Here is an 18,300-nt window from a genome sequence, read left to right as displayed (position 1 = left end):
ATCGCTGGCCGTACCCCGACGCGAACCGCGATAGTTGGGCCACTGCCGAGCAGTTGTCGTCTCTCCGCACTCGACCCGCCTTCGACCGGAGGTCTCATGACCAGCCCCACTCCGCGCAGAACAGTGCTCGCCGCCGCCTTCGCGGTCGCGGCCGGAGCCGGGGCGGTGTCCGCCGTCCCGGCGGCCGCCGCCTCACCGGCCTCCCCTTCGTCAACTCCTGCCCCGACGGCCCCCGCCGCCCCCACCGCCCCCAAGTCTCTCGTGGACAACGCCTTCTGGACCTCGTACGCCGACTGGCGCTCCGGTGCCGCCCGGGGCACCCGCGCCGTGGCCGGCGCCCGGCCCTCGCTGGTGATCGACACCCCGGCGGGCCGCAGCGACTACACCGACCCCCACACCGGGAAGGCCGCCACCTGGGAGTACGCGAGCTGGACCTCACCGCTGCACCGCTCGAAGGTTCCGGCCACCGAGGTCATCGCCTCCTGGAACGCCGCGACCCCGGCCGGCACCTGGCTCCAGATCGAGCTGCGGGGCCGGTACGCGGACGGCACCGAGACCCCGTGGTACGTCATGGGCCGCTGGACCTCCGGCGACGGTGACGGGGACATCCGCCGTACGTCCGTCGACGACCAGACCGACGGGCGCAGCAGCATCTGGACCGACACCTTCTCGGTGGACGACCCGGCGAGCGGGCTGCGCCTCGCCTCGTACCGGCTGCGGCTCACCCTGTACCGCAAGCCCGGCACCCGGCTCACGCCCGTGGTCCACCGGGTCGGCGCGATGGCCTCGGACATCCCGGACCGGTTCACCGTCCCGGCCTCCGCGCCGGGGCTCGCCCGCGAGCTGACCGTGCCGCGCTACTCGCAGAACGTCCACGCCGGGCAGTATCCCGAGTACGACAACGGGGGCGAGGCCTGGTGCAGCCCCACCTCCTCGCAGATGATCATCGAGTACTGGGGTCGCACGCCCTCCGCCCAGGACCTGGCCTGGGTGAACCCGGACTACGCCGACCCGCAGGTCTGCCAGGCGGCCCGGCACACCTACGACCACCAGTACACGGGCTGCGGGAACTGGCCCTTCAACGCCGCGTACGCCGCCACCTACCGCTCCCTGAGCGCCGCCGTCACCCGGCTCGGCTCGCTCGCGGACGTGGAGACGCTCATCCGCGCCGGTATCCCCGTCATCACCTCGCAGTCCTTCCTCAAGGAGGAACTCACGGGGGCGGGCTACGGCACGTCGGGCCATCTGATGACCGTCATCGGTTTCACGGCCGAGGGCGACATCATCGCCAACGACCCGGCCTCGCCCGACGATCCGGCCGTACGCCATGTCTACCGCCGCTCCGAGTGGGAACAGATCTGGCTGCGGACCAAGCGCCACAACGCCGCCGGCACCGTGGTGTCCGGAACGGGCGGCGTCTGTTACGTCTACTGGCCGGCCGAGCCGTCCACCGCCCAGCGCCATGCCCTGGAGTCCGTGGGCCTGCTCTGATCCCGGCCCGCGTCCGGGTGGCCCCCGGGAGGAGCGGACACAGTGCCGCCCGCCGGGGGCAACCGCGGGTAACCACCCGTCAGGAGCCCCACGCGTCTCTGCGATACTGCGGGGATTCCAGGGCAACCCCGGGACGAGGGTGCGAATTTGAGTAGTAGTCAGCAGCGTGGCAAGTCCGCGCGATCGCAGGAGCGCCGCTCCGAACTCATCGCGATCGGGCGGAAGTTATTCGCCGACAGGTCATACGACGCGCTGTCGATGGACGACATCGCCCAGCAGGCCGGGGTGGCCAAGGGGCTGATCTACTACTACTTCGCGAGCAAGCGCGGCTACTACCTGGCCATCGTCGAGGACTCCGTCATCGAGCTGGTCTCGCTCGCCTCCGGCGGAGCCGAACTGCCCCGTACCGCACGCGTGCAGCGCACCGTCGAGGCCTATCTCAGCTTCGCCCAGCAGAACGAGGCGGCCTACCGCACCATCATCACGGGCGGCGTCGGCTTCGACACCGAGGTGCAGGCGATCCGCGACGCCGTGCGGACGGGACTGGTCGCGACGGTCGCCGAAGGCGCCTACGGACGCCAGGACATCCCGCACATCGCCCGGCTCGCGCTGCTCGGCTGGCTCAGCAGTGTCGAGTGGCTGACGCTCGAATGGCTGGAGTGCCAGGAACTGCGGCTGGAGATCCCGCGCGACCTGCTGGTGCGGATGCTGCGCCATACGCTGAACACCATCGAGGAGTTCGCTCCGGAGTGCCCGGCGCCGCCGCCGGACCACGACTGGCGGCCGTTCACGGGCCTCGCGGAACCCTGGGAACCGAAGCGGGACCTCCCCCCGGCCTGACACCGGGCGCGGAGGCGGGGGCCGGCGCCCAGCGGGCGGGACGCGGGGGCGGGGGCCGATGAGGCACCCCGCCCCTTTCCGGACCCCGCGGTCCGGACAGGCGCTAGCTGATCGCCCTGATCAGTTCGCCGTCGGTGGTGTCGCCGCTCAGCTCCCAGAGGAAGGTGCCGCCGAGGCCCTGCTCGTCCTTGTACGCCATCTTTCCGGCGATGGTGGCGGGCGTGTCGTAGCTCCACCACTGGTCGCCGCAGAAGGCGTACGCGGTGCCGGCGACCGTCCCGTTGGCCGGGCAGCTGTTCCTGAGGACCTTGTAGTCCTCGATGCCCGCCTCGTACCTCCCGGGTGCCGCGCCCGTCGCGGCGCCTCCCGGCTCCTTCCGCGTGACGCCGGACCAGCCGCGGCCGTAGAAGCCGATGCCCAGCAGCAGCTTCTCGGACGGGATGCCCAGCCCCTTCAGTTTGCTGATCGCCGCGGCGGAGTTGAAGCCCTCCGTCGGGATGCCCTCGTAGGAGGTGAGGGGCGAATGCGGCGCGGTGGGGCCCTGCGCCGCGAAGGCACCGAAGAAGTCGTAGGTCATCGGGTTGTACCAGTCGAGGTACCGCGCCGCGCCCGCGTAGTCGGCCGCCTCGATCTTTCCGCCGTCCGAACCGTCGGCGGTGATGGCCGCCGTCACCAGGTCGGAACCGAACGCGTCGCGCAGCGCGGACGTGAGGTTCCGGAACGCGTCCGGCCCGCTCGTGTCGCAGGTCAGGCCGCAGGAGTTGGGGTATTCCCAGTCGATGTCGATCCCGTCGAAGACATCGGCCCAGCGCGGGTCCTCGACCAGTTCGTGGCAGGACTGGGCGAACGCGGCCGGGTTCCGGGCCGCCTCGGCGAAGCCGCCGGACCAGGACCAGCCGCCGAACGACCAGAGGACCTTCAGCCCGGGGTGCAGCGCCTTGAGCTCGCGCAGCTGGTTGAAGCTGCCGCGCAGTGGCTGGTCCCAGGTGTCGGCGACGCCGTTCACGCTCTGGTCGGCGGTGTACGCCTTCTCGTAGTCCGCGTACGAGTCGCCGACCGCGCACTTTCCGGCGGTCACATTGCCGAAGGCGTAGTTGATGTGCGTGAGCTTGCCGGCCGAGCCGGAGGTCTCGATGTTCCTGACGTGGTAATTCCGGTCGTAGACACCCCAGTCGGTGAAGTAACCGACCACTTTGCCGTTCGCTGCGGGGGCTGCGGGGGCTGCGGGGGCTGCGGGGGCCGTCTGGCCGGCCGAGGCGCTGCCTCCGGCGAGCAGGGTCACTCCGAGAGCGGCCGTGCAGGCGGCGGCGACCAGCGCCCGGAGGCGGGCGCGGGGGCGGTGGAGTCCAAGCATGGTGTCTCCTCGTGGGGGAGGAAGAGCGAGTGGGGGGACGAGTGGGCGAGGGGTGAGTGGGGGAGGGGTGAGTGGGCGGGGGGTGAGTGGGGAAGGGCGAGCCGGTGAAGAACCGGAGGCGGAAAGCCGCCACATACATGACATGAACCCGTCATGTATTGACGAGGACATTAGAAGGACTAGACCACTCGGTCAATGGTTCGGACCAAGTTCCCCGGGGTGCGGGGGACTTCCCAGGAATTCTTCACCCGTGACGAAAGCCCGCCGATCGGGGATACTCAACGCGCCACAGCCGCTGGTCAGCCGCTTCCGCGATCCGGGAGGGCAGCATCGGCTGGGCACAACTGCCGTCCGGGGGCACCCCCGGACTCCAGCCGGCGGCGCCGTCACACCCTGCGCGCGCGACCGCCGTACCGCCCCGAGAGGGAGGAGAGCGCCGCCATGCCCGACCGCGCCCCGCGACCGGTGGAACGACAGCTGCCCACCGAGGAGGCTCAGGACCTCGTCGCACTCGTCCGCGACATCACCCAGCGCGAGATCATCCCCAAGGCGGCCGAGGAGGAGGAAGCGGGACGGTTCCCCCGCGAAGTCTTCGATCTGCTCTCCGCGTCGGGACTGCTCGGCCTCCCGTACGACTCCGCCCACGGCGGCGGGGATCAGCCGTACGAGGTCTACCTCCAAGTGCTCGAAGAGCTCGCCGCGGCCCGGCTCACCGTCGGCCTCGGCGTCAGCGTGCACTCGCTCGCCTGCCACGCCCTTGCCGGTTACGGCAGCAAGGAACAGCGGACTGAACACCTCCCCGCCATGCTGGGCGGCGGGCTCCTCGGCGCCTACTGCCTCTCCGAACCCTCCGCCGGCTCGGACGCCGCCTCACTGCGCACGAAGGCGGTACGGGACGGGGACGACTGGGTCATCACCGGCACCAAGGCATGGATCACCCATGGTGGCATCGCGGACTTCTGCACCGTGCTCGCCCGCACCGGCGGCGACGGAGCGCGGGGCATCACGGCCTTCCTGGTCCCCGGCGACGCCCCCGGCCTGACCGCGGCGCTCCCCGAGAAGAAGATGGGCATGAAGGGCTCGCCCACCGCCCAACTCCACTTCGACGGCGTACGGGTGGCCGACAGCCGACGGCTCGGCGAGGAGGGGCAGGGCTTCGCCATCGCGCTCTCCGCACTCGACTCCGGCCGCCTCGGCATCGCCGCCTGCGCGGTGGGCCTCGCCCAGGCCGCCCTCGACGAGGCCGTCGCCTACGCCACCGGACGACTGCAGTTCGGCAAACCCATCGCGGACTTCCAGGGGCTGCGCTTCCTGCTCGCCGACATGGCCACCCGGATCGAGGCCGGACGCTCGCTCTATCTGGCCGCCGCACGCCTGCGTGACGCCGGCCGGCCGTTCTCCCAGCAGGCCGCCATGGCCAAGCTGTTCTGCACGGACGCGGCGATGCAGGTGACCATCGACGCCGTGCAGGTGCTCGGCGGCTACGGCTACACCACGGACTTCCCCGTGGAGCGCTACATGCGCGAGGCGAAGGTGCTGCAGATCGTCGAAGGGACCAACCAGATCCAGCGCATGGTGATCGCCCGCCATCTCGCGGGCCCCGAGACCCGCTGACACCGGAGGCGGGGCCTGTCCCCCGCCCGGGTCCGGCTCGGTCCCGCCCGCCTCAGGGCAGGGAGAGCCCCCGCACCGCGACGGTGCGGGGGTTCCGTGGCGTCAGGCCGCGTGCCGCCGCATGACCGGCACCTTGAACGGGCGCGAGCCGGGGCCGCCGACATGCGAGAAAGGCTGCGTCCGCCAGTCGAGCCCCTGAGGGAGCGTCAGCAGCAGTGCGGTGTCCTGCTCCTGGGCCTCGGACGTCTCGTCGTCGACGGGCTGGGCGTCCGACGCCGCGCGGCCCGTCCCCGAGCACACCGAAAGCACGAACGGATTCCACGGCGAGGGGCACAGCGCGTGCTCCGGCAGGACGTCCTCGTCCGCCAGCAGCGCGATCGGCTGCGCACAGTCCGGGCACATGACCCGGTACATCTCGAAGGTGTCGTAGAAGTCAAAATCGTCGCTCTCGTCGAGATCGACGGGCTCCGATTCGCTACGTTCGGCGCGCTTCAGGCTCTGCATGGAGACATTCCCCCTCGGGTGGGCCGACCAGGCATGTGTGGTCTCGACCACAGCAAGCAATTCCCTCCGCGCGAGGCGGGTAACCGCGCGGCCCCGAAGGACCCTGCCGCGAACCTGTGGTGTTCGTCACATGCCGGCCGTGGGTGCCTCCCGGAACCCCCGCCGACTGTGCCGGAAGCGGCCCGGGGCCATAGGTTGATCCGTATGGAGGAGCTGGATCGTCAGATCGTGGAGTTGCTCGTCAAGGACGGCCGGATGAGCTACACCGACCTGGGCAAGGCCACCGGCCTGTCCACCTCGGCGGTGCACCAGCGGGTACGCCGGCTGGAGCAGCGGGGAGTCATCCGCGGTTACGCCGCCGTCGTCGACCCGGAGGCGGTCGGCCTGCCGCTCACCGCGTTCATCTCGGCGAAACCGTTCGACCCCAGCGCCCCCGACGACATCGCGGAACGGCTCGCCGGAGTCCCCGAGATCGAGGCGTGTCACAGCGTGGCCGGAGACGAGAACTACATCCTCAAGGTACGGGTCGCCACCCCACTGGAACTCGAACACCTGCTCACCCGTATCCGCTCCCTGGCGGGCGTCTCCACCCGGACCACGGTCGTCCTCTCCACCCCCTACGAGTCCCGGCCGCCGTCCTTCTGACACCGGCTCGTCCGCCTCCGGGGCGCCGCGCGTTCCCGCCCTCCCTCCCGGCGGCGGCGTTCCTTCGGTTCACTCGCCGGGGTGGTTTGCACTGGTTCGGCTCGCTCGCCCACGTGGGACCCGGTTTCCCGGTCGGAGGCGTCACGCGGGAGACTGGTCGGCATGACCGAGAGCGCCGCCCCCCAGAGCGAACACCGCACCGTGCTGTTGCGCGGTGGAGAAGTCCACAGCCCCGCCGATCCCTTCGCCACCGCGATGGTCGTTGAACGCGGCCATGTCGCCTGGGTCGGCTCGGAGGGCGCGGCGGACTCCTTCGCCCCCGGTGTCGACGAGGTCGTCGACCTCGAAGGCGCGCTCGTCACCCCCGCGTTCACCGACGCCCATGTCCACACGACGGCCACCGGGCTCGCCCTCACCGGCCTCGACCTTTCCGGTGCCCGGAGCCTGCCGGAGGCGCTCGGTCTCGTACGCGCCCACCGCGCCGCACACCCCGAGGACCGGATTCTGCTCGGTCACGGCTGGGATTCCGCCCGCTGGCCCGAACAGCGCCCACCGTCCCGCGCCGAGCTCGACGAAGCCGCGGCCGGCCGGCCGCTGTACCTGACGCGGATCGACGTCCACTCGGCCGTGGTGACCACCGCGCTGCTCGACCTGGTCGCCGGCGTCACCTCGCTCACCGGCTACCACCCGGACGCCCCGCTGACCGGCGCCGCCCACCACGCCGTGCGGGCGACGGCGTACGGCGCCGTCACCGCGCGGCAGCGAGCCGACGCGCAGCGGGCGGCCCGCCACCGGGCCGCGTCCCTCGGCATCGGCAGCGTCCACGAGTGCGCGGGCCCGGAGATCTCCGGCGAGGAGGACTTCACCGCGCTGCTGAGGCTGGCCGCCGAGGAGCCGGGACCGCGCGTCCACGGGTACTGGGCGGAATCGGTCACCGACGAGAAGGGTGCCCGGCGCGTGCGCGAACTGGGCGCCGTCGGAGCCGCCGGTGATCTCTTCGTCGACGGTTCGCTCGGCTCCCACACGGCCTGCCTGCACGAGCCGTACGCCGACGCCCCCCACACCGGTACCGCCCACCTCGACGCGGCCGCCGTCGCGGCCCATGTGGCCGCCTGCACCGAAGCCGGACTCCAGGCCGGATTCCACGCCATCGGCGACGCCGCGATCAGCGCGGTCACCGAAGGGGTACGGGCCGCCGCCGAGCGCCTCGGCCTGCCGCGTATCCGGGCCGCCAGGCACCGCGTGGAGCACGCCGAGATGCTCACCCCGGCCACTGTCGCCGCCTTCGCCGAACTGGGCCTCACCGCCTCCGTCCAGCCCGCCTTCGACGCGGCCTGGGGCGGCGAGGACGGCATGTACGCCCAGCGGCTCGGCGGCGAGCGCGCCCGTACGCTGAATCCGTACGCCGCCCTGCTGCGCGCCGGCGTCCCGCTCGCCTTCGGGTCCGACAGCCCGGTCACCCCGCTCGACCCGTGGGGCACCGTGCGGGCGGCGGCCTTCCACCGCACCCCCGAGCACCGGATCTCCGTCCGGGCGGCGTTCACCGCCCATACGCGCGGCGGATGGCGCGCCCTCGGCCGGGACGACGCGGGCACGCTGGTGCCCGGCGCCCCCGCCGACTACGCCGTCTGGCGCACCGAGGAACTGGTGGTCCAGGCCCCCGACGACCGGGTGGCCCGGTGGTCCACCGACCCCCGCTCGGGAACGCCCGGCCTGCCCGACCTCACACCGGGCCGCCCGCTGCCCGTATGCCTGCGGACCGTCATCGGCGGCCACACGGTGTTCGTGCGTCCGAACGAGTGACGTACGGACATTTCGCACCGCCGGCCGGCGCTTCCCGCCGTCTGCCGCGACCTGCGGCTCTTCCCCGCTGACCTGGTGATTCGGGCCAACACCGCAGGTCGGGCGGCTGTTGACAGTAGGCAGTCACCGGCCGGTAGGTTCGGCCGGGTCCACCAAGGACGTCCGTCCGGCGGCCTCCACACAGTCGTCGAACGCCGCTGGGCCATGGGGGGTGTGCCGCACCGGCGCACCGCCGCTGGGAGCCAGGTCCAGCACCCGCGTCACGGGGGCGAGGGAAGGTGTCAGCCGGCCGGCAGGTGCGACCCGGATGGGGCCCCGGCGTTCAGTAGACAACGGCTTTCGGTCGACCCGCAGCCAGCGGGTCCCAGGTCGGCCCGAAGGACGCCGGGTCCCGATCCGCAGGAGCGCTTCCGCGCCCCGCGTCGCGTAGGAAATACCTCTTCGGCACCCGATCTCCGGACATCGGCCCCCGGTCGGTCCGACACCCGGCCACCATGATGACCGAGGGGGGCGGCGCGCTCGCTAAGGTGGTGCTCCGGTGTGCAGCGACGACATCGGCGTACAGCGACTAAGGGGCAGCAGTGGACGACGGTGGTCAGCGGCGGTACGGACCGCTCGGCACGGCCTTGGTGATCATCCCGACCTTCAACGAGGCCGAGAACATCAAGCCGATCGTTGCCCGGGTGCGCGCCGCCGTGCCGGCGGCCGACATCCTCATCGCCGACGACAACAGCCCCGACGGCACGGGCAAGATCGCCGACGAACTGGCCGCCGTGGACAGCCAGGTGCGCGTACTGCACCGCAAGGGCAAGGAAGGGCTCGGCGCCGCCTACCTGGCGGGCTTCCGCTGGGGCATCGACCACGGGTACGGCGTCCTCGTCGAGATGGACGCCGACGGCTCCCACCAGCCCGAGGAGCTGCCCCGCCTGCTGACCGCGCTGAAGGGCGCCGACCTCGTTCTCGGCTCGCGCTGGATGCCCGGCGGCCGGGTCGTCAACTGGCCCAAGACCCGGGAGCTGCTGTCCCGGGGCGGCAGCACCTACTCACGGGTCCTGCTCGGCGTCCCGATCCGCGATGTCACCGGCGGCTTCCGCGCCTTCCGTACGCGGACCCTGGAGGGGCTCGGCCTCGACGCCGTCTCCTCCCAGGGCTACTGCTTCCAGGTCGACCTGGCCCGCCGCGCGGTCGCGGCCGGGTTCCATGTGGTCGAAGTGCCCATCACCTTCGTCGAGCGCGAGCTGGGCGATTCCAAGATGAGCCGGGACATCGTCGTCGAGGCGCTGTGGCGCGTGACGGCCTGGGGCGTCGAGTCCCGGGCGAACCGATTCCTCGGCCGTAAGACCTCCGGTCCGGCCTGATCATTTCGATCACCCCGGTACGCGCTCCCGGCCCCTGCCCAGGCACACTGGGGGTATGACGACCGCTCCGCCTCCCCGGCCCGTTCCCCAGCGTCCCCGCTCGCGCGCCCGCGCCTTCGTGCCGCTGGCCGTCGCTGTCTGGTTGGCGCTGGAGATCTGGCTGCTGATCACCGTGGCCGATCTCGCGGGCGGACTCACCATCCTGTTCCTGCTCGTCGGCGCGTTCGTGCTCGGCGCCGTCGTCATCAAGCGCGCCGGCCGCCGGGCCTTCGGCAATCTCACCGAGACGGTGCGTCGCGCGCAGCGGCAGCAGCAGGAGCACCCGGGCGAGCCCCTCACGCCCGATCCGGAGGCGGGGAAGAACCGCAACGGCTTCCTCATGCTGGGCGGCCTGCTGATCATGATCCCGGGACTCGTCACGGATGTGCTGGGGCTGCTGCTGCTCATCCCGCCGGTACGGACAGCGCTCGGCGGATACGTGGAGCGGTCCCTGGAACGCCGGATGAGCGGGATGGCCGCCCCGGGCACCCTGGGGGACGCCTTCCAGCAGGCCCGGATGCGCCAGCCGGACGGCAAGGTGGTCCAGGGAGAGGTCATCAAGAACGACGACCCCCGGCGCCCGAGCCGCCCCGGCGACGACGGCCCGCGCCCGCCGCTGGCCCCGTAGACCCGCCCCGTGGACCGGCCCCGTGGACCCCGCCGAAAGCGCGATCCGCGGGAAAGCGCACAGCGGAAGCGCACAGCGAAAAGCCGCAGGCTGCGGCACACACTCGGTGTGACGCAGCCCGCGGCTGTTCTGTTGTCGCTCGTTGTGCGGTGGTTACGCGGTCAGGCGGACTTCCGGCTGTCCCGCGGGTGCACGGCGATGTTCATGGCGCCGGAGCGCAGGACCGCCAGCCTCTCGGCCAGCACCTCCTCCAGCTCCTCGCGTGTGCGCCGCTCCATGAGCATGTCCCAGTGCGTACGCGCAGGCTTGCCCTTCTTCTCTTCGGGGCCATCCCCGTCCACCAGGAGTGCCATGGCGCCACACGCCTTGCACTCCCACTCCGGCGGAATTTCCGCCTCTACCGAGAACGGCATCTCAAATCGATGTCCGTTCTGGCATGCGTACTCCACCGCCTGGCGCGGGGCCAGATCGATGCCGCGGTCCGTCTCGTAGCTGGTAACCACAAGTCGCGTGCCGCGGAGAGCTCGCTCACTCATGAATCGTGCCTCCCGGGCTTGTCGCCCACAGGACAGGTGTCGCTGTCGTCGTCATCCGGTCAACGTCCGGTCGGCGGTAAAGATTCCCGTTCCGGGTCATGCGTCGCCCGTCGTGCCGCCCCTTGTTCTACCCACCAGTGCCCGGTTTGTCACATCTGGCAGAGGATGTCACCTAGCGAATTGAATTCTTCAGTACGCAGTAACGGTCCGCCTGGCAGGCCAAACGCGTACACTACCGCCCTTTGACTTCAACGTCTAAATCCGCGCCGGTACGGGGTTTCCCGCGGCGGCTATCGCCCGCCCGATCGGAACCCTCGCGAGCAGGCCGAACCCGAGCAGGAAGAACACCACCAGCGAGATGATCGCATCCCGGTAGCTCCCGGTGAGCTGATACGCGAGCCCGAACACCAGTGGCCCCAGCCAGCTCAGTCCCCGGTCGCTCATCTCGTACGCGGAGAAGTACTCGGCCTCCTTACCGCGCGGCACCAGATGCGAGAACAGCGAGCGGGACAGCGCCTGGCTGCCGCCCAGCACCAGCCCGATCGCCGAGGCCAGCAGGTAGAAGGCGACCGGCGCCCCCGCGGGCAGGAAGTACCCGGCCCCGAGGATCAGCGTCCAGACGGCCAGGGACGCGAGAATGGTCCGCTTGGCGCCGTACGACCGGGCCATCCGGCCCATGCCCAGGGCGCCCGCCACCGCCAGGATCTGCACCAGCAGCACGGCCGTGATGAGAGTCGTCTGGTCCAGGCCCAGCTCCTCGGAGCCGTAGATCGAGGCCTGGGAGATCACGGTCTGGATCCCGTCGTTGTAGACGAGATAGGCGAGCAGGAAGGAGAGCGTCAGGGGATGCCGTCGCATGTCCCGCAGCGTCGTCATCAGCTGCCGCCAGCCCGTGCCCACGGCTCCCTCGCCGCTCGGCGGCAGCCTGCGGTCGCGCAGCCTGCGGAGCGGGACGAGGGTGAAGGCGCCCCACCAGACGCCGGCCGAGGCCAGACAGATCCGCACCGCCGTCGATTCGGATACCCCGAAGGAGTCATGACCCGTGTAGAGGACGAGATTGAGCACCAGGACGAAGGCGCCCGAGGTGTAACCGAAGGCCCAGCCCCGCGAGGAGACGGAGTCCCGCTCCTCGGGCCCGGCTATCTGCGGCAGATACGCGTTGTAGAGGACCATCGAGACCGACAGGGAGGCGTTCGCCACGATCAGCAGCAGCGCGCCCAGCAGATAGCGGTCGCCGTCCAGGAAGAACATGCCCGTCGTGGCGGCCGCGCCCAGATAGGCGGCGACGGCGAGCAGTGGTTTCTTGCGTCCCGTACGGTCCGCCGCCGCGCCCGCCAGCGGCATCACCAGCACCGCCACCACGACCGACACCGAGACCGCGTACGCGAAGACCGACCCGGCGCGCACGGGGACGCCCAGCGGATGGACGAAGCCGTCCGCGTCGGCGGCCGCTTTCGCCACCGACGTCAGATACGGGCCGAGGAAGACCGTGAGCACGCTCGTCGAATAGACGGAGCAGGCGAAGTCGTAGAAGTACCAGCCGCGTTGCTCGCGCCGGCGGTCCGCCGCCGCGCTGTCGTCGGCCCGGTCCACGGTGTCAGCGGTCACCCCGCGCCCCCTCGCTCTCCCCGTGCGGACGTCCTGTCCGCCCCGCCCGGTCACTGCCAGACCCCCCGCGCGGTGAACACCGCACGCAGAACATCCAGTTGATCGGTCATGATGCCATCCACGCCGAGATCCAGGAGCGCCGCCATCCGCTCCGGTTCGTTGACCGTCCAGACATGGACCTGCAGGCCGCGCGCGTGTGCCGTCCGCACGAAGCGCTCGTCCACCACCCGGATGCCGTTCTGGCTCTCCGGGACCTGTGCGCAGACCGCGCCGGTACGGACCGGGGCGGGGATTCCGTACGAGCGGAGCCGCAGGCCCAGTACGCCCCGTACGCCGTACGAGGTGGCGAGCCGGGGGCCCGCGAGAGCGGCCGCGGCGGCCACCCGCGCCTCGGAGAAGGAGCCCACACAGATCCGGTCCCAGCTGCCGGTCCTGCGGATCAGCTCGATCAGCGGGACCAGGGCGGGCGCGGCCTTGATGTCCACGTTCCAGCGCGCCTCGGGAAACTCCTCCAGCAACTCCTCGAAGAGCGGCAGCGGTTCACTCCCCGCCACCCTGGCCTGGCGCACCTCGTCCCAGGGCAGGTCGCCGATCCGGCCCCGGGCGTCCGTCACCCTGTCCAGGGTCGCGTCGTGGAAGGCGACGAGCCGGCCGTCCGAGGTGGCGTGCACATCGGTCTCGAAGTAGCGGTAACCGAGTGCGGCCGCGCGCCGGAACGCGGCGGCGGTGTTCTCCAGGCCGTCCGCCGCGCCGCCGCGATGGGCGAACGGGATCGGTGCCGGTCGGTCCAGGTAGGGGTGGGATACGCGAGTCACCGCCGCAGTATGGCCTGCCCAGGTGACCCGGTGGTGACCACCGCGCTGCCACCGTCCGCCGCCGGGACGGCGAAGACCCGCAGGAAGAGCTGGGCGAGAGGTCCGATGGCCAGGGCGTACGCCACCGTGCCGATCCCCACCGTGCCGCCGAGCGTGAAGCCGGTGGCGACGACCGTGAGTTCGATCGCCGTGCGGACCAGTCGGACCGAGCGGCCGGTCAGCCGGTGTACGGCGGTCATCAGGCCGTCCCGTGGACCCGGGCCGAAGCGTGCCGCGATGTAGAGGCCGGTGGCCGCGCCGTTGAGGACGATGCCTGTCCCCAGCATCGCGGCCCGGACGGCCGTGCCGCGGCCGTCCGGGATCGTGGCGAGGGCGGCGTCCAGCGCGATGCCGACGGCGACGACATTGGAGACGGTGCCGAGCCCCGGGCGTTGCCGGAGCGGGATCCACAGCAGCAGGACGGCGGCGCCGACGGCGATCGATACGACGCCCATGCTCAGCCCGGTGAGCCCGGCCAGCCCCTGGTGCAGTACGCCCCACGGCTCAAGCCCGAGGCCGGCCCGGACGAGGAGCGCCGCGCTCACCCCGTACAGCGCGAGACCGGCGTAGAGCTGGGCCAGTCGGCGGGGAAGATGAAGTCCGCGAAAATCGGACGGGATGGACATATTGCTGCCCCCGGATGCGATGGTGGACTGACACATGTCACTCTGTGGCTGGTCGGAGGAGGCCAACCATGGCCAATTCGGGAAAGGTGGACTGACTTTCATGGTGCAGTGGACCTCGGCGGTCGGAGCAGCTCAGCTCGCCCGGCAGCTCAACGCTCAGCAGCGGCCCGCCGGCCCCGGTGCCCGCCGTCCCTCGGCCTACCAGGCCCTCGCCGACGGCATCCGGCTGCTCGTCCTGGAAGGCCGGGTCGCCGTGGCAGCCCGGCTCCCCGCCGAACGCGAACTGGCCCTCTCGCTGTCCGTGAGCCGCACGACCGTGGCGGCCGCGTACGAGACGCTGCGCGCCGAAGGATTCCTGGAGTCCCGCAGGGGCGCGGGCAGCTGGACCGCCGTACCGGCCGGCAATCCGCTGCCGGCGCGGGGGCTCGAACCCCTGCCGCCGGAGTCGCTCGGCTCGATGATCGATCTCGGCACCGCCGCGCTGCCCGCCCCGGAGCCGTGGCTGACCCGGGCCTTCCAGGGGGCGCTGGAGGAGCTCACGCCGTACGCGCACACCCACGGCGACTACCCGGCCGGGGTGCCCGCGCTGCGGCGGATGCTCGCCGACCGCTATACCGCGCTCGGCGTTCCGACCATGCCCGAGCAGATCATGGTCACCACCGGCGCGATGGGCGCGATGGACGCGATCTGCCATCTCTTCGCGGGCCGGGGCGAGCGGGTCGCGGTCGAGTCCCCCTCGTACGCGAACATCCTCCAGCTGATGCGGGAGGCGGGCGCGCGGCTGGTGCCGGTCGCCATGGCGGAGGGGCTGGCCGGCTGGGACGTGGGGCGCTGGCGCCAGGTGCTGCGGGAAGCGGCCCCCCGGCTCGCCTACGTCGTCGCCGACTTCCACAACCCGACCGGCGCGCTTGCCGACGAGGACCAGCGGCGCCGGCTGGTCGACGCGGCGCGCTCGGCGGGCACGGTGCTCGTCGTCGACGAAACCATGTCCGAGCTGCATCTGGAGCCGGACATCGACATGCCCCGGCGGGTCTGCGCCTTCGACCCCGCGGGCAGCACGGTGCTCACGGTCGGCTCGGCCAGCAAGGCGTTCTGGGCGGGCATGCGGATCGGATGGGTGCGCGCGGCGCCCGATGTGATCAGGTCCCTGGTCGCGGCCCGCGCGTACGCCGACCTCGGCACCCCGGTCCTCGAACAGCTCGCCGTCGACTGGCTGATGCGGACCGGCGGCTGGGAGGAGGCGGTCGCCCTGCGGCGGGCCCAGGCGCGGGAGAACCGGGACGCGCTGGTGACGGCGGTACGCGCGGAGCTGCCCGGCTGGGAGTTCGACGTGCCGCGCGGCGGGCTGACCCTGTGGGTGCGGACCGGCGGGCTGTCGGGCTCGCGCCTGGCCGAGGTGGGTGAACGGGTCGGCGTGCGGGTGCCGTCGGGGCCGCGCTTCGGGGTCGACGGGGCCTTCGAGGGGTACGTGCGGCTGCCGTTCACCGTGAGCGGCCCGGTCGCCGTCGAGGCGGCGGCCCGGCTGGCGGCCGCGGCCCGCCTCGTGGAGTCCGGGGCGAAGGCCGGCACGGATGTGCCGCGCACCTTCGTCGCCTGACGGCCTGGCGCCGGATCAGCCCCTGGGGGCGGCCGCGGACACGGGGAGGCCGGCAGTCAGCCCTCCGCCGGCACCGTGGCGGGGGCCGGTCCGTCGACGCGGTCCGGTTCCCCGTCCGGCACCCGCTCGTGGGCCGGTTCCTGCTCGTGCGCCGGTTCCTGCTCGTACGCCGGTGCCTGGTCGAGCGGAGTGTGACGTTCCGGCAGCAGGTACAGCACGGCCCGGCGGTGCGCCTCGCTCGTCGCGTCGTCGTACGGGTCGGGCGTCGCCGGGACCTGGAGCCTGAGCACCGGGCCGGTGCCGAGCCGCGCGTAGCCCCGGCCGGGCGGGATGTCCGGCGTGGGCGTGGTGTGCGGCGGCGCCCCGAGTACCGCCTCCAGCTGGAAGGGCGCGGCGGGCCCGAGGACGACCCGGGCGGGGGTGTGCGTCCGTACGGTCTCGCTCAGTGCGTCCAGATGGTCGAGCTGCTCGGCCACGACCACCGTGACCTGCGCGGCTCTGCCGTGGCGCAGGGGCACCTGCAGCAGCTGCTGCGGATCGGGCCGCCCGTCGGCGGCGGCGAGATGCCCGAAGACGCTCGGCCGGTCCACCAGGATCCACAGCGGCCGTTTGGTGTCCTCGGGGGCGGGATGGCCCGACTGGCGGGCGCGGTTGGCGGCGATGAGCCGGCGCTCCGTCTCGTTCGCGGCCCATTCGAGGCTGGAGAGCGCCCCGGCCAGTCCGCACTCGACGGCCAGCACCCCCGCGCGCCCCGTCAGGCAGGCGAACTCGCCGGTGCCGCTGCCCTCCACGATCAGGATGTCGCCGTGCTGGAGTGCCTGGAGGGCGAGGGAGCGCAGCAGGCTCGTCGCGCCGCTGCCCGGCCGGCCGACGACCAGCAGGTGCGGTTCGGTGGAGCGCGGGCCGGTGCGCCAGATCACCGGGGGCGCGTCCCGCGTGCCGTCGCCCGACAGGACCGGGACGGTGCGCTGGACCGCGCCGTCGTCGGTGAAGCCGAGTACGGACTCGCCGGGGACGGTGACGAAGCGCTGGGCGGCGATGGCGGTGGACAGCGCGGGAAGTACCCGCATCACCAGCACATTGCCCTCCTCGTCCCAGTCGAAGAGGTATTCGCGGCCGCGTCCGGACTTGGCGTGCAGCAGTTGCTCGATCCGGGCGCGTGCCTCGGGCTCGCCGTCGGGGAAGTACGGCGGATACGCCACCTGGAGCTGGGTCAGGCGTCCGTCGCCGTCGAAGGCGTGCTCACTGAAGGCCGTACTCCACGCGCCACCGTGGGTGAAGAGCGGACTCGGGTCCTCCGGTACGGAGAAGTAGGGCACCAGGGCCTCGTAGAGGGACTGGAGCCGCTTCACCTCCGCTTCGTCGGGCCCGGTCCGCACGGGCGTACGGTCCCGTCCCTGCCAGCCGGCCACGGCCATCACCGAGATCAGGGCCAGCAGCGGCCCGTACGGGATGAGCGCGACCACCAGGACGCAGGCCGTGGTCAGGAACAGCGCGGGACCGCGCCGTTCCCTGGGCGTACCGGCCCATTTCCGGCGTCCCGCGGCGGCCAGCAGCCGCAGACCACGCACGATCGTGATCAGCGGATGGAGAACGTCGGTGGCGCTGTCGGCGGCCGAGCGGGCCAGGTCGCGACTGCGAGCGATCCGGTCGCTGCCGCTGCTCAGAATGCGGGGGAGTGGTCGCCGGGCCACGTCTGTCTCCTGACGGTGCGGAAGGGATGGGCGAGTGTCAGAACTTGATCCCGCCCAGGAGGCCGGCGAGGCTCGCGCCGCCGGCCGTGATGCTCGGCGCGATGGCGGTGCCCGCCAGGTAGAAGCCGAAGAGGGCGCACACCATCGCGTGCGACGCCTTGAGCCCGTCCTTCCTGAAGAAGAGGAAGACGATGATTCCGAGCAGCACGACGCCTGACATCGACAGAATCATGAGGGTTCTCCTGGTTGAGGGGACAGTCACCATGAGTTCTTCCAGGATCACCGAAAGTATCTATGCGACAAAAGGTGCAAATGAGTGAAATGTCAGCTATTTCACTGCACTGGCCTACGTCGGAACGCTCCCCGGGTGGCGGACCGACCGGAGCGCCTGTCGCGCTCCGCCCGCGCGATGATCCCCGGCGCGGGGGTGCCCGGCCAGGCCGCCGTACGGGCAGTAGCCTGTCGGTTCACTCGTATGGCACCCCTGCCGTACGGGCAGGTCAACGGCGTGAAAGGCGGCCCATCGATGAGCGAAGCACCGGATTCCGAGGTGATCGCGCTGGCGACGAAGATCTTCGGTCTGGCCCGGCAGGGCGAGACGGCACCGCTCATCGCCTATGTCGAGGCGGGAGTCTCCCCCGACCTCTCCAACGACAGGGGCGACTGCCTGGTCATGCTCGCCGCCTATCACGGGCACGCGGAGACCGTGGAGGCGCTGCTCGCACGCGGCGCCGACCCGGACAGGACCAACGACCGTGGCCAGACCCCGCTCGCCGGCGCCGTCTTCAAGGGTGAGGACGCGGTGATCCGCGCGCTGCTGGCGGGCGGGGCCGATCCGGCCGGAGGGACTCCCTCCGCCGTGGATACCGCGCGGATGTTCGGGAAGGCTGACCTCCTGGAGTTGTTCGGAACCCAGTGACATCGGACACCGTACGATCGGCCGGCCATCGGGGGCGGCGGTAGGAAGGGGCCGGGGCCGGTGGCCACCGGCGCCCGACTCCGCTTCCCGCGTGCCGGTGGGTCTAAATGTGGTCGCGGTGGCGAAATGGCTGGGTCATCATGACGTCGGGCCTGCGAGAGGCCACCGACGAGAGGCAGGGAAGATGATT

The 18,300-nt window shown here is 71.7% G+C and carries 17 protein-coding genes; 9 read left to right on the top strand and 8 right to left on the bottom strand.

Annotated elements, in window-relative coordinates:
* The first annotated feature begins 96 nt into the window (after positions 1-96).
* Entirely contained in the window at positions 97-1,491 is a 1,395-nt protein-coding gene (locus ACIBAE_RS26930) for a peptidase C39 family protein (protein ID WP_399290242.1), read from the top strand.
* 147 nt (positions 1,492-1,638) lie between these two features.
* Entirely contained in the window at positions 1,639-2,331 is a 693-nt protein-coding gene (locus ACIBAE_RS26925) for a TetR/AcrR family transcriptional regulator (protein ID WP_399290240.1), read from the top strand.
* Positions 2,332-2,434: 103 nt separating this feature from the next.
* On the opposite strand, the gene ACIBAE_RS26920 is transcribed toward ACIBAE_RS26925, so the two are convergent.
* On the bottom strand, positions 2,435-3,685 hold the full coding sequence (locus ACIBAE_RS26920; RefSeq protein ID WP_399290238.1) for a glycoside hydrolase family 18 protein: 1,251 nt from the start codon (positions 3,683-3,685) through the stop codon (positions 2,435-2,437).
* A 441-nt stretch (positions 3,686-4,126) separates the two neighbouring features.
* Here ACIBAE_RS26920 and ACIBAE_RS26915 point away from each other — a divergent pair, with 441 nt between their 5' ends.
* A complete protein-coding gene (locus ACIBAE_RS26915; protein ID WP_399290236.1) occupies positions 4,127-5,299 on the top strand; it encodes an acyl-CoA dehydrogenase family protein in 1,173 nt (390 codons plus the stop codon).
* A 102-nt stretch (positions 5,300-5,401) separates the two neighbouring features.
* Here ACIBAE_RS26915 and ACIBAE_RS26910 read toward each other — a convergent pair whose 3' ends face one another.
* Positions 5,402-5,803 (bottom strand): hypothetical protein, encoded by a 402-nt coding sequence (locus ACIBAE_RS26910; protein ID WP_399290234.1) that lies wholly within the window; start codon positions 5,801-5,803, stop codon positions 5,402-5,404.
* Between the two features lie 204 nt (positions 5,804-6,007).
* Between ACIBAE_RS26910 and ACIBAE_RS26905 the strand changes: the two genes are divergently transcribed.
* The 4 genes from ACIBAE_RS26905 to fxsA all read left to right on the top strand — a co-directional run bounded on the left by ACIBAE_RS26905 (position 6,008) and on the right by fxsA (position 10,276).
* Positions 6,008-6,448, top strand: a complete 441-nt coding sequence (locus ACIBAE_RS26905; RefSeq protein ID WP_399290232.1) for an Lrp/AsnC family transcriptional regulator — start codon at positions 6,008-6,010, stop codon at positions 6,446-6,448.
* Between the two features lie 162 nt (positions 6,449-6,610).
* Positions 6,611-8,251, top strand: coding sequence for an amidohydrolase (locus ACIBAE_RS26900; protein WP_399290230.1), 1,641 nt, complete (start codon positions 6,611-6,613; stop codon positions 8,249-8,251).
* 581 nt (positions 8,252-8,832) lie between these two features.
* The gene (locus tag ACIBAE_RS26895) at positions 8,833-9,609 is read left to right on the top strand and encodes a polyprenol monophosphomannose synthase (RefSeq protein ID WP_399290228.1); all 777 of its coding nucleotides are present in this window, start codon (positions 8,833-8,835) and stop codon (positions 9,607-9,609) included.
* 55 nt (positions 9,610-9,664) lie between these two features.
* Positions 9,665-10,276, top strand: a complete 612-nt coding sequence (gene fxsA, locus ACIBAE_RS26890) for an FxsA family membrane protein (protein ID WP_399290226.1) — start codon at positions 9,665-9,667, stop codon at positions 10,274-10,276.
* A 161-nt stretch (positions 10,277-10,437) separates the two neighbouring features.
* Here the strand turns inward: fxsA and ACIBAE_RS26885 are convergent, their stop codons facing one another.
* The 4 genes from ACIBAE_RS26885 to ACIBAE_RS26870 all read right to left on the bottom strand — a co-directional run bounded on the left by ACIBAE_RS26885 (position 10,438) and on the right by ACIBAE_RS26870 (position 13,900).
* Positions 10,438-10,812, bottom strand: coding sequence for an RNA polymerase-binding protein RbpA (locus ACIBAE_RS26885; RefSeq protein ID WP_007262928.1), 375 nt, complete (start codon positions 10,810-10,812; stop codon positions 10,438-10,440).
* A 255-nt stretch (positions 10,813-11,067) separates the two neighbouring features.
* The gene (locus ACIBAE_RS26880) at positions 11,068-12,420 is read right to left on the bottom strand and encodes an MFS transporter (RefSeq protein WP_399290224.1); all 1,353 of its coding nucleotides are present in this window, start codon (positions 12,418-12,420) and stop codon (positions 11,068-11,070) included.
* 50 nt (positions 12,421-12,470) lie between these two features.
* Complete coding sequence (locus ACIBAE_RS26875) at positions 12,471-13,235, bottom strand: glycerophosphodiester phosphodiesterase family protein (protein ID WP_399290222.1); 765 nt, start codon at positions 13,233-13,235, stop codon at positions 12,471-12,473.
* Entirely contained in the window at positions 13,232-13,900 is a 669-nt protein-coding gene (locus tag ACIBAE_RS26870; RefSeq protein WP_399290221.1) for a YitT family protein, read from the bottom strand. The genes ACIBAE_RS26875 and ACIBAE_RS26870 overlap by 4 nt, the downstream gene beginning before the upstream one ends.
* 100 nt (positions 13,901-14,000) lie before the next feature.
* On the opposite strand from ACIBAE_RS26870, the gene ACIBAE_RS26865 reads away from it, so the two are divergent.
* Complete coding sequence (locus tag ACIBAE_RS26865; RefSeq protein ID WP_399290219.1) at positions 14,001-15,497, top strand: PLP-dependent aminotransferase family protein; 1,497 nt, start codon at positions 14,001-14,003, stop codon at positions 15,495-15,497.
* A gap of 56 nt (positions 15,498-15,553) precedes the next feature.
* On the opposite strand, the gene ACIBAE_RS26860 is transcribed toward ACIBAE_RS26865, so the two are convergent.
* Together ACIBAE_RS26860 and ACIBAE_RS26855 are read right to left on the bottom strand one after the other, a co-directional pair.
* Positions 15,554-17,191, bottom strand: a complete 1,638-nt coding sequence (locus ACIBAE_RS26860; protein WP_399290217.1) for a hypothetical protein — start codon at positions 17,189-17,191, stop codon at positions 15,554-15,556.
* Positions 17,192-17,228: 37 nt separating this feature from the next.
* Entirely contained in the window at positions 17,229-17,423 is a 195-nt protein-coding gene (locus tag ACIBAE_RS26855; RefSeq protein WP_114658195.1) for a hypothetical protein, read from the bottom strand.
* Positions 17,424-17,717: 294 nt separating this feature from the next.
* Between ACIBAE_RS26855 and ACIBAE_RS26850 the strand changes: the two genes are divergently transcribed.
* Positions 17,718-18,110 carry an ankyrin repeat domain-containing protein gene (locus ACIBAE_RS26850; RefSeq protein ID WP_399290215.1) on the top strand — a complete coding sequence of 131 codons (393 nt, stop codon included), beginning with the start codon at positions 17,718-17,720 and terminating at the stop codon, positions 18,108-18,110.
* Positions 18,111-18,300: the final 190 nt, after the last annotated feature.

This window comes from Streptomyces sp. NPDC051569, assembly GCF_044454085.1.
GTDB lineage: Bacteria > Actinomycetota > Actinomycetes > Streptomycetales > Streptomycetaceae > Streptomyces.
The sequence above is the reverse complement of the archived record's forward strand: the minus strand, read 5'-3'. Positions and strand labels throughout refer to the sequence as shown.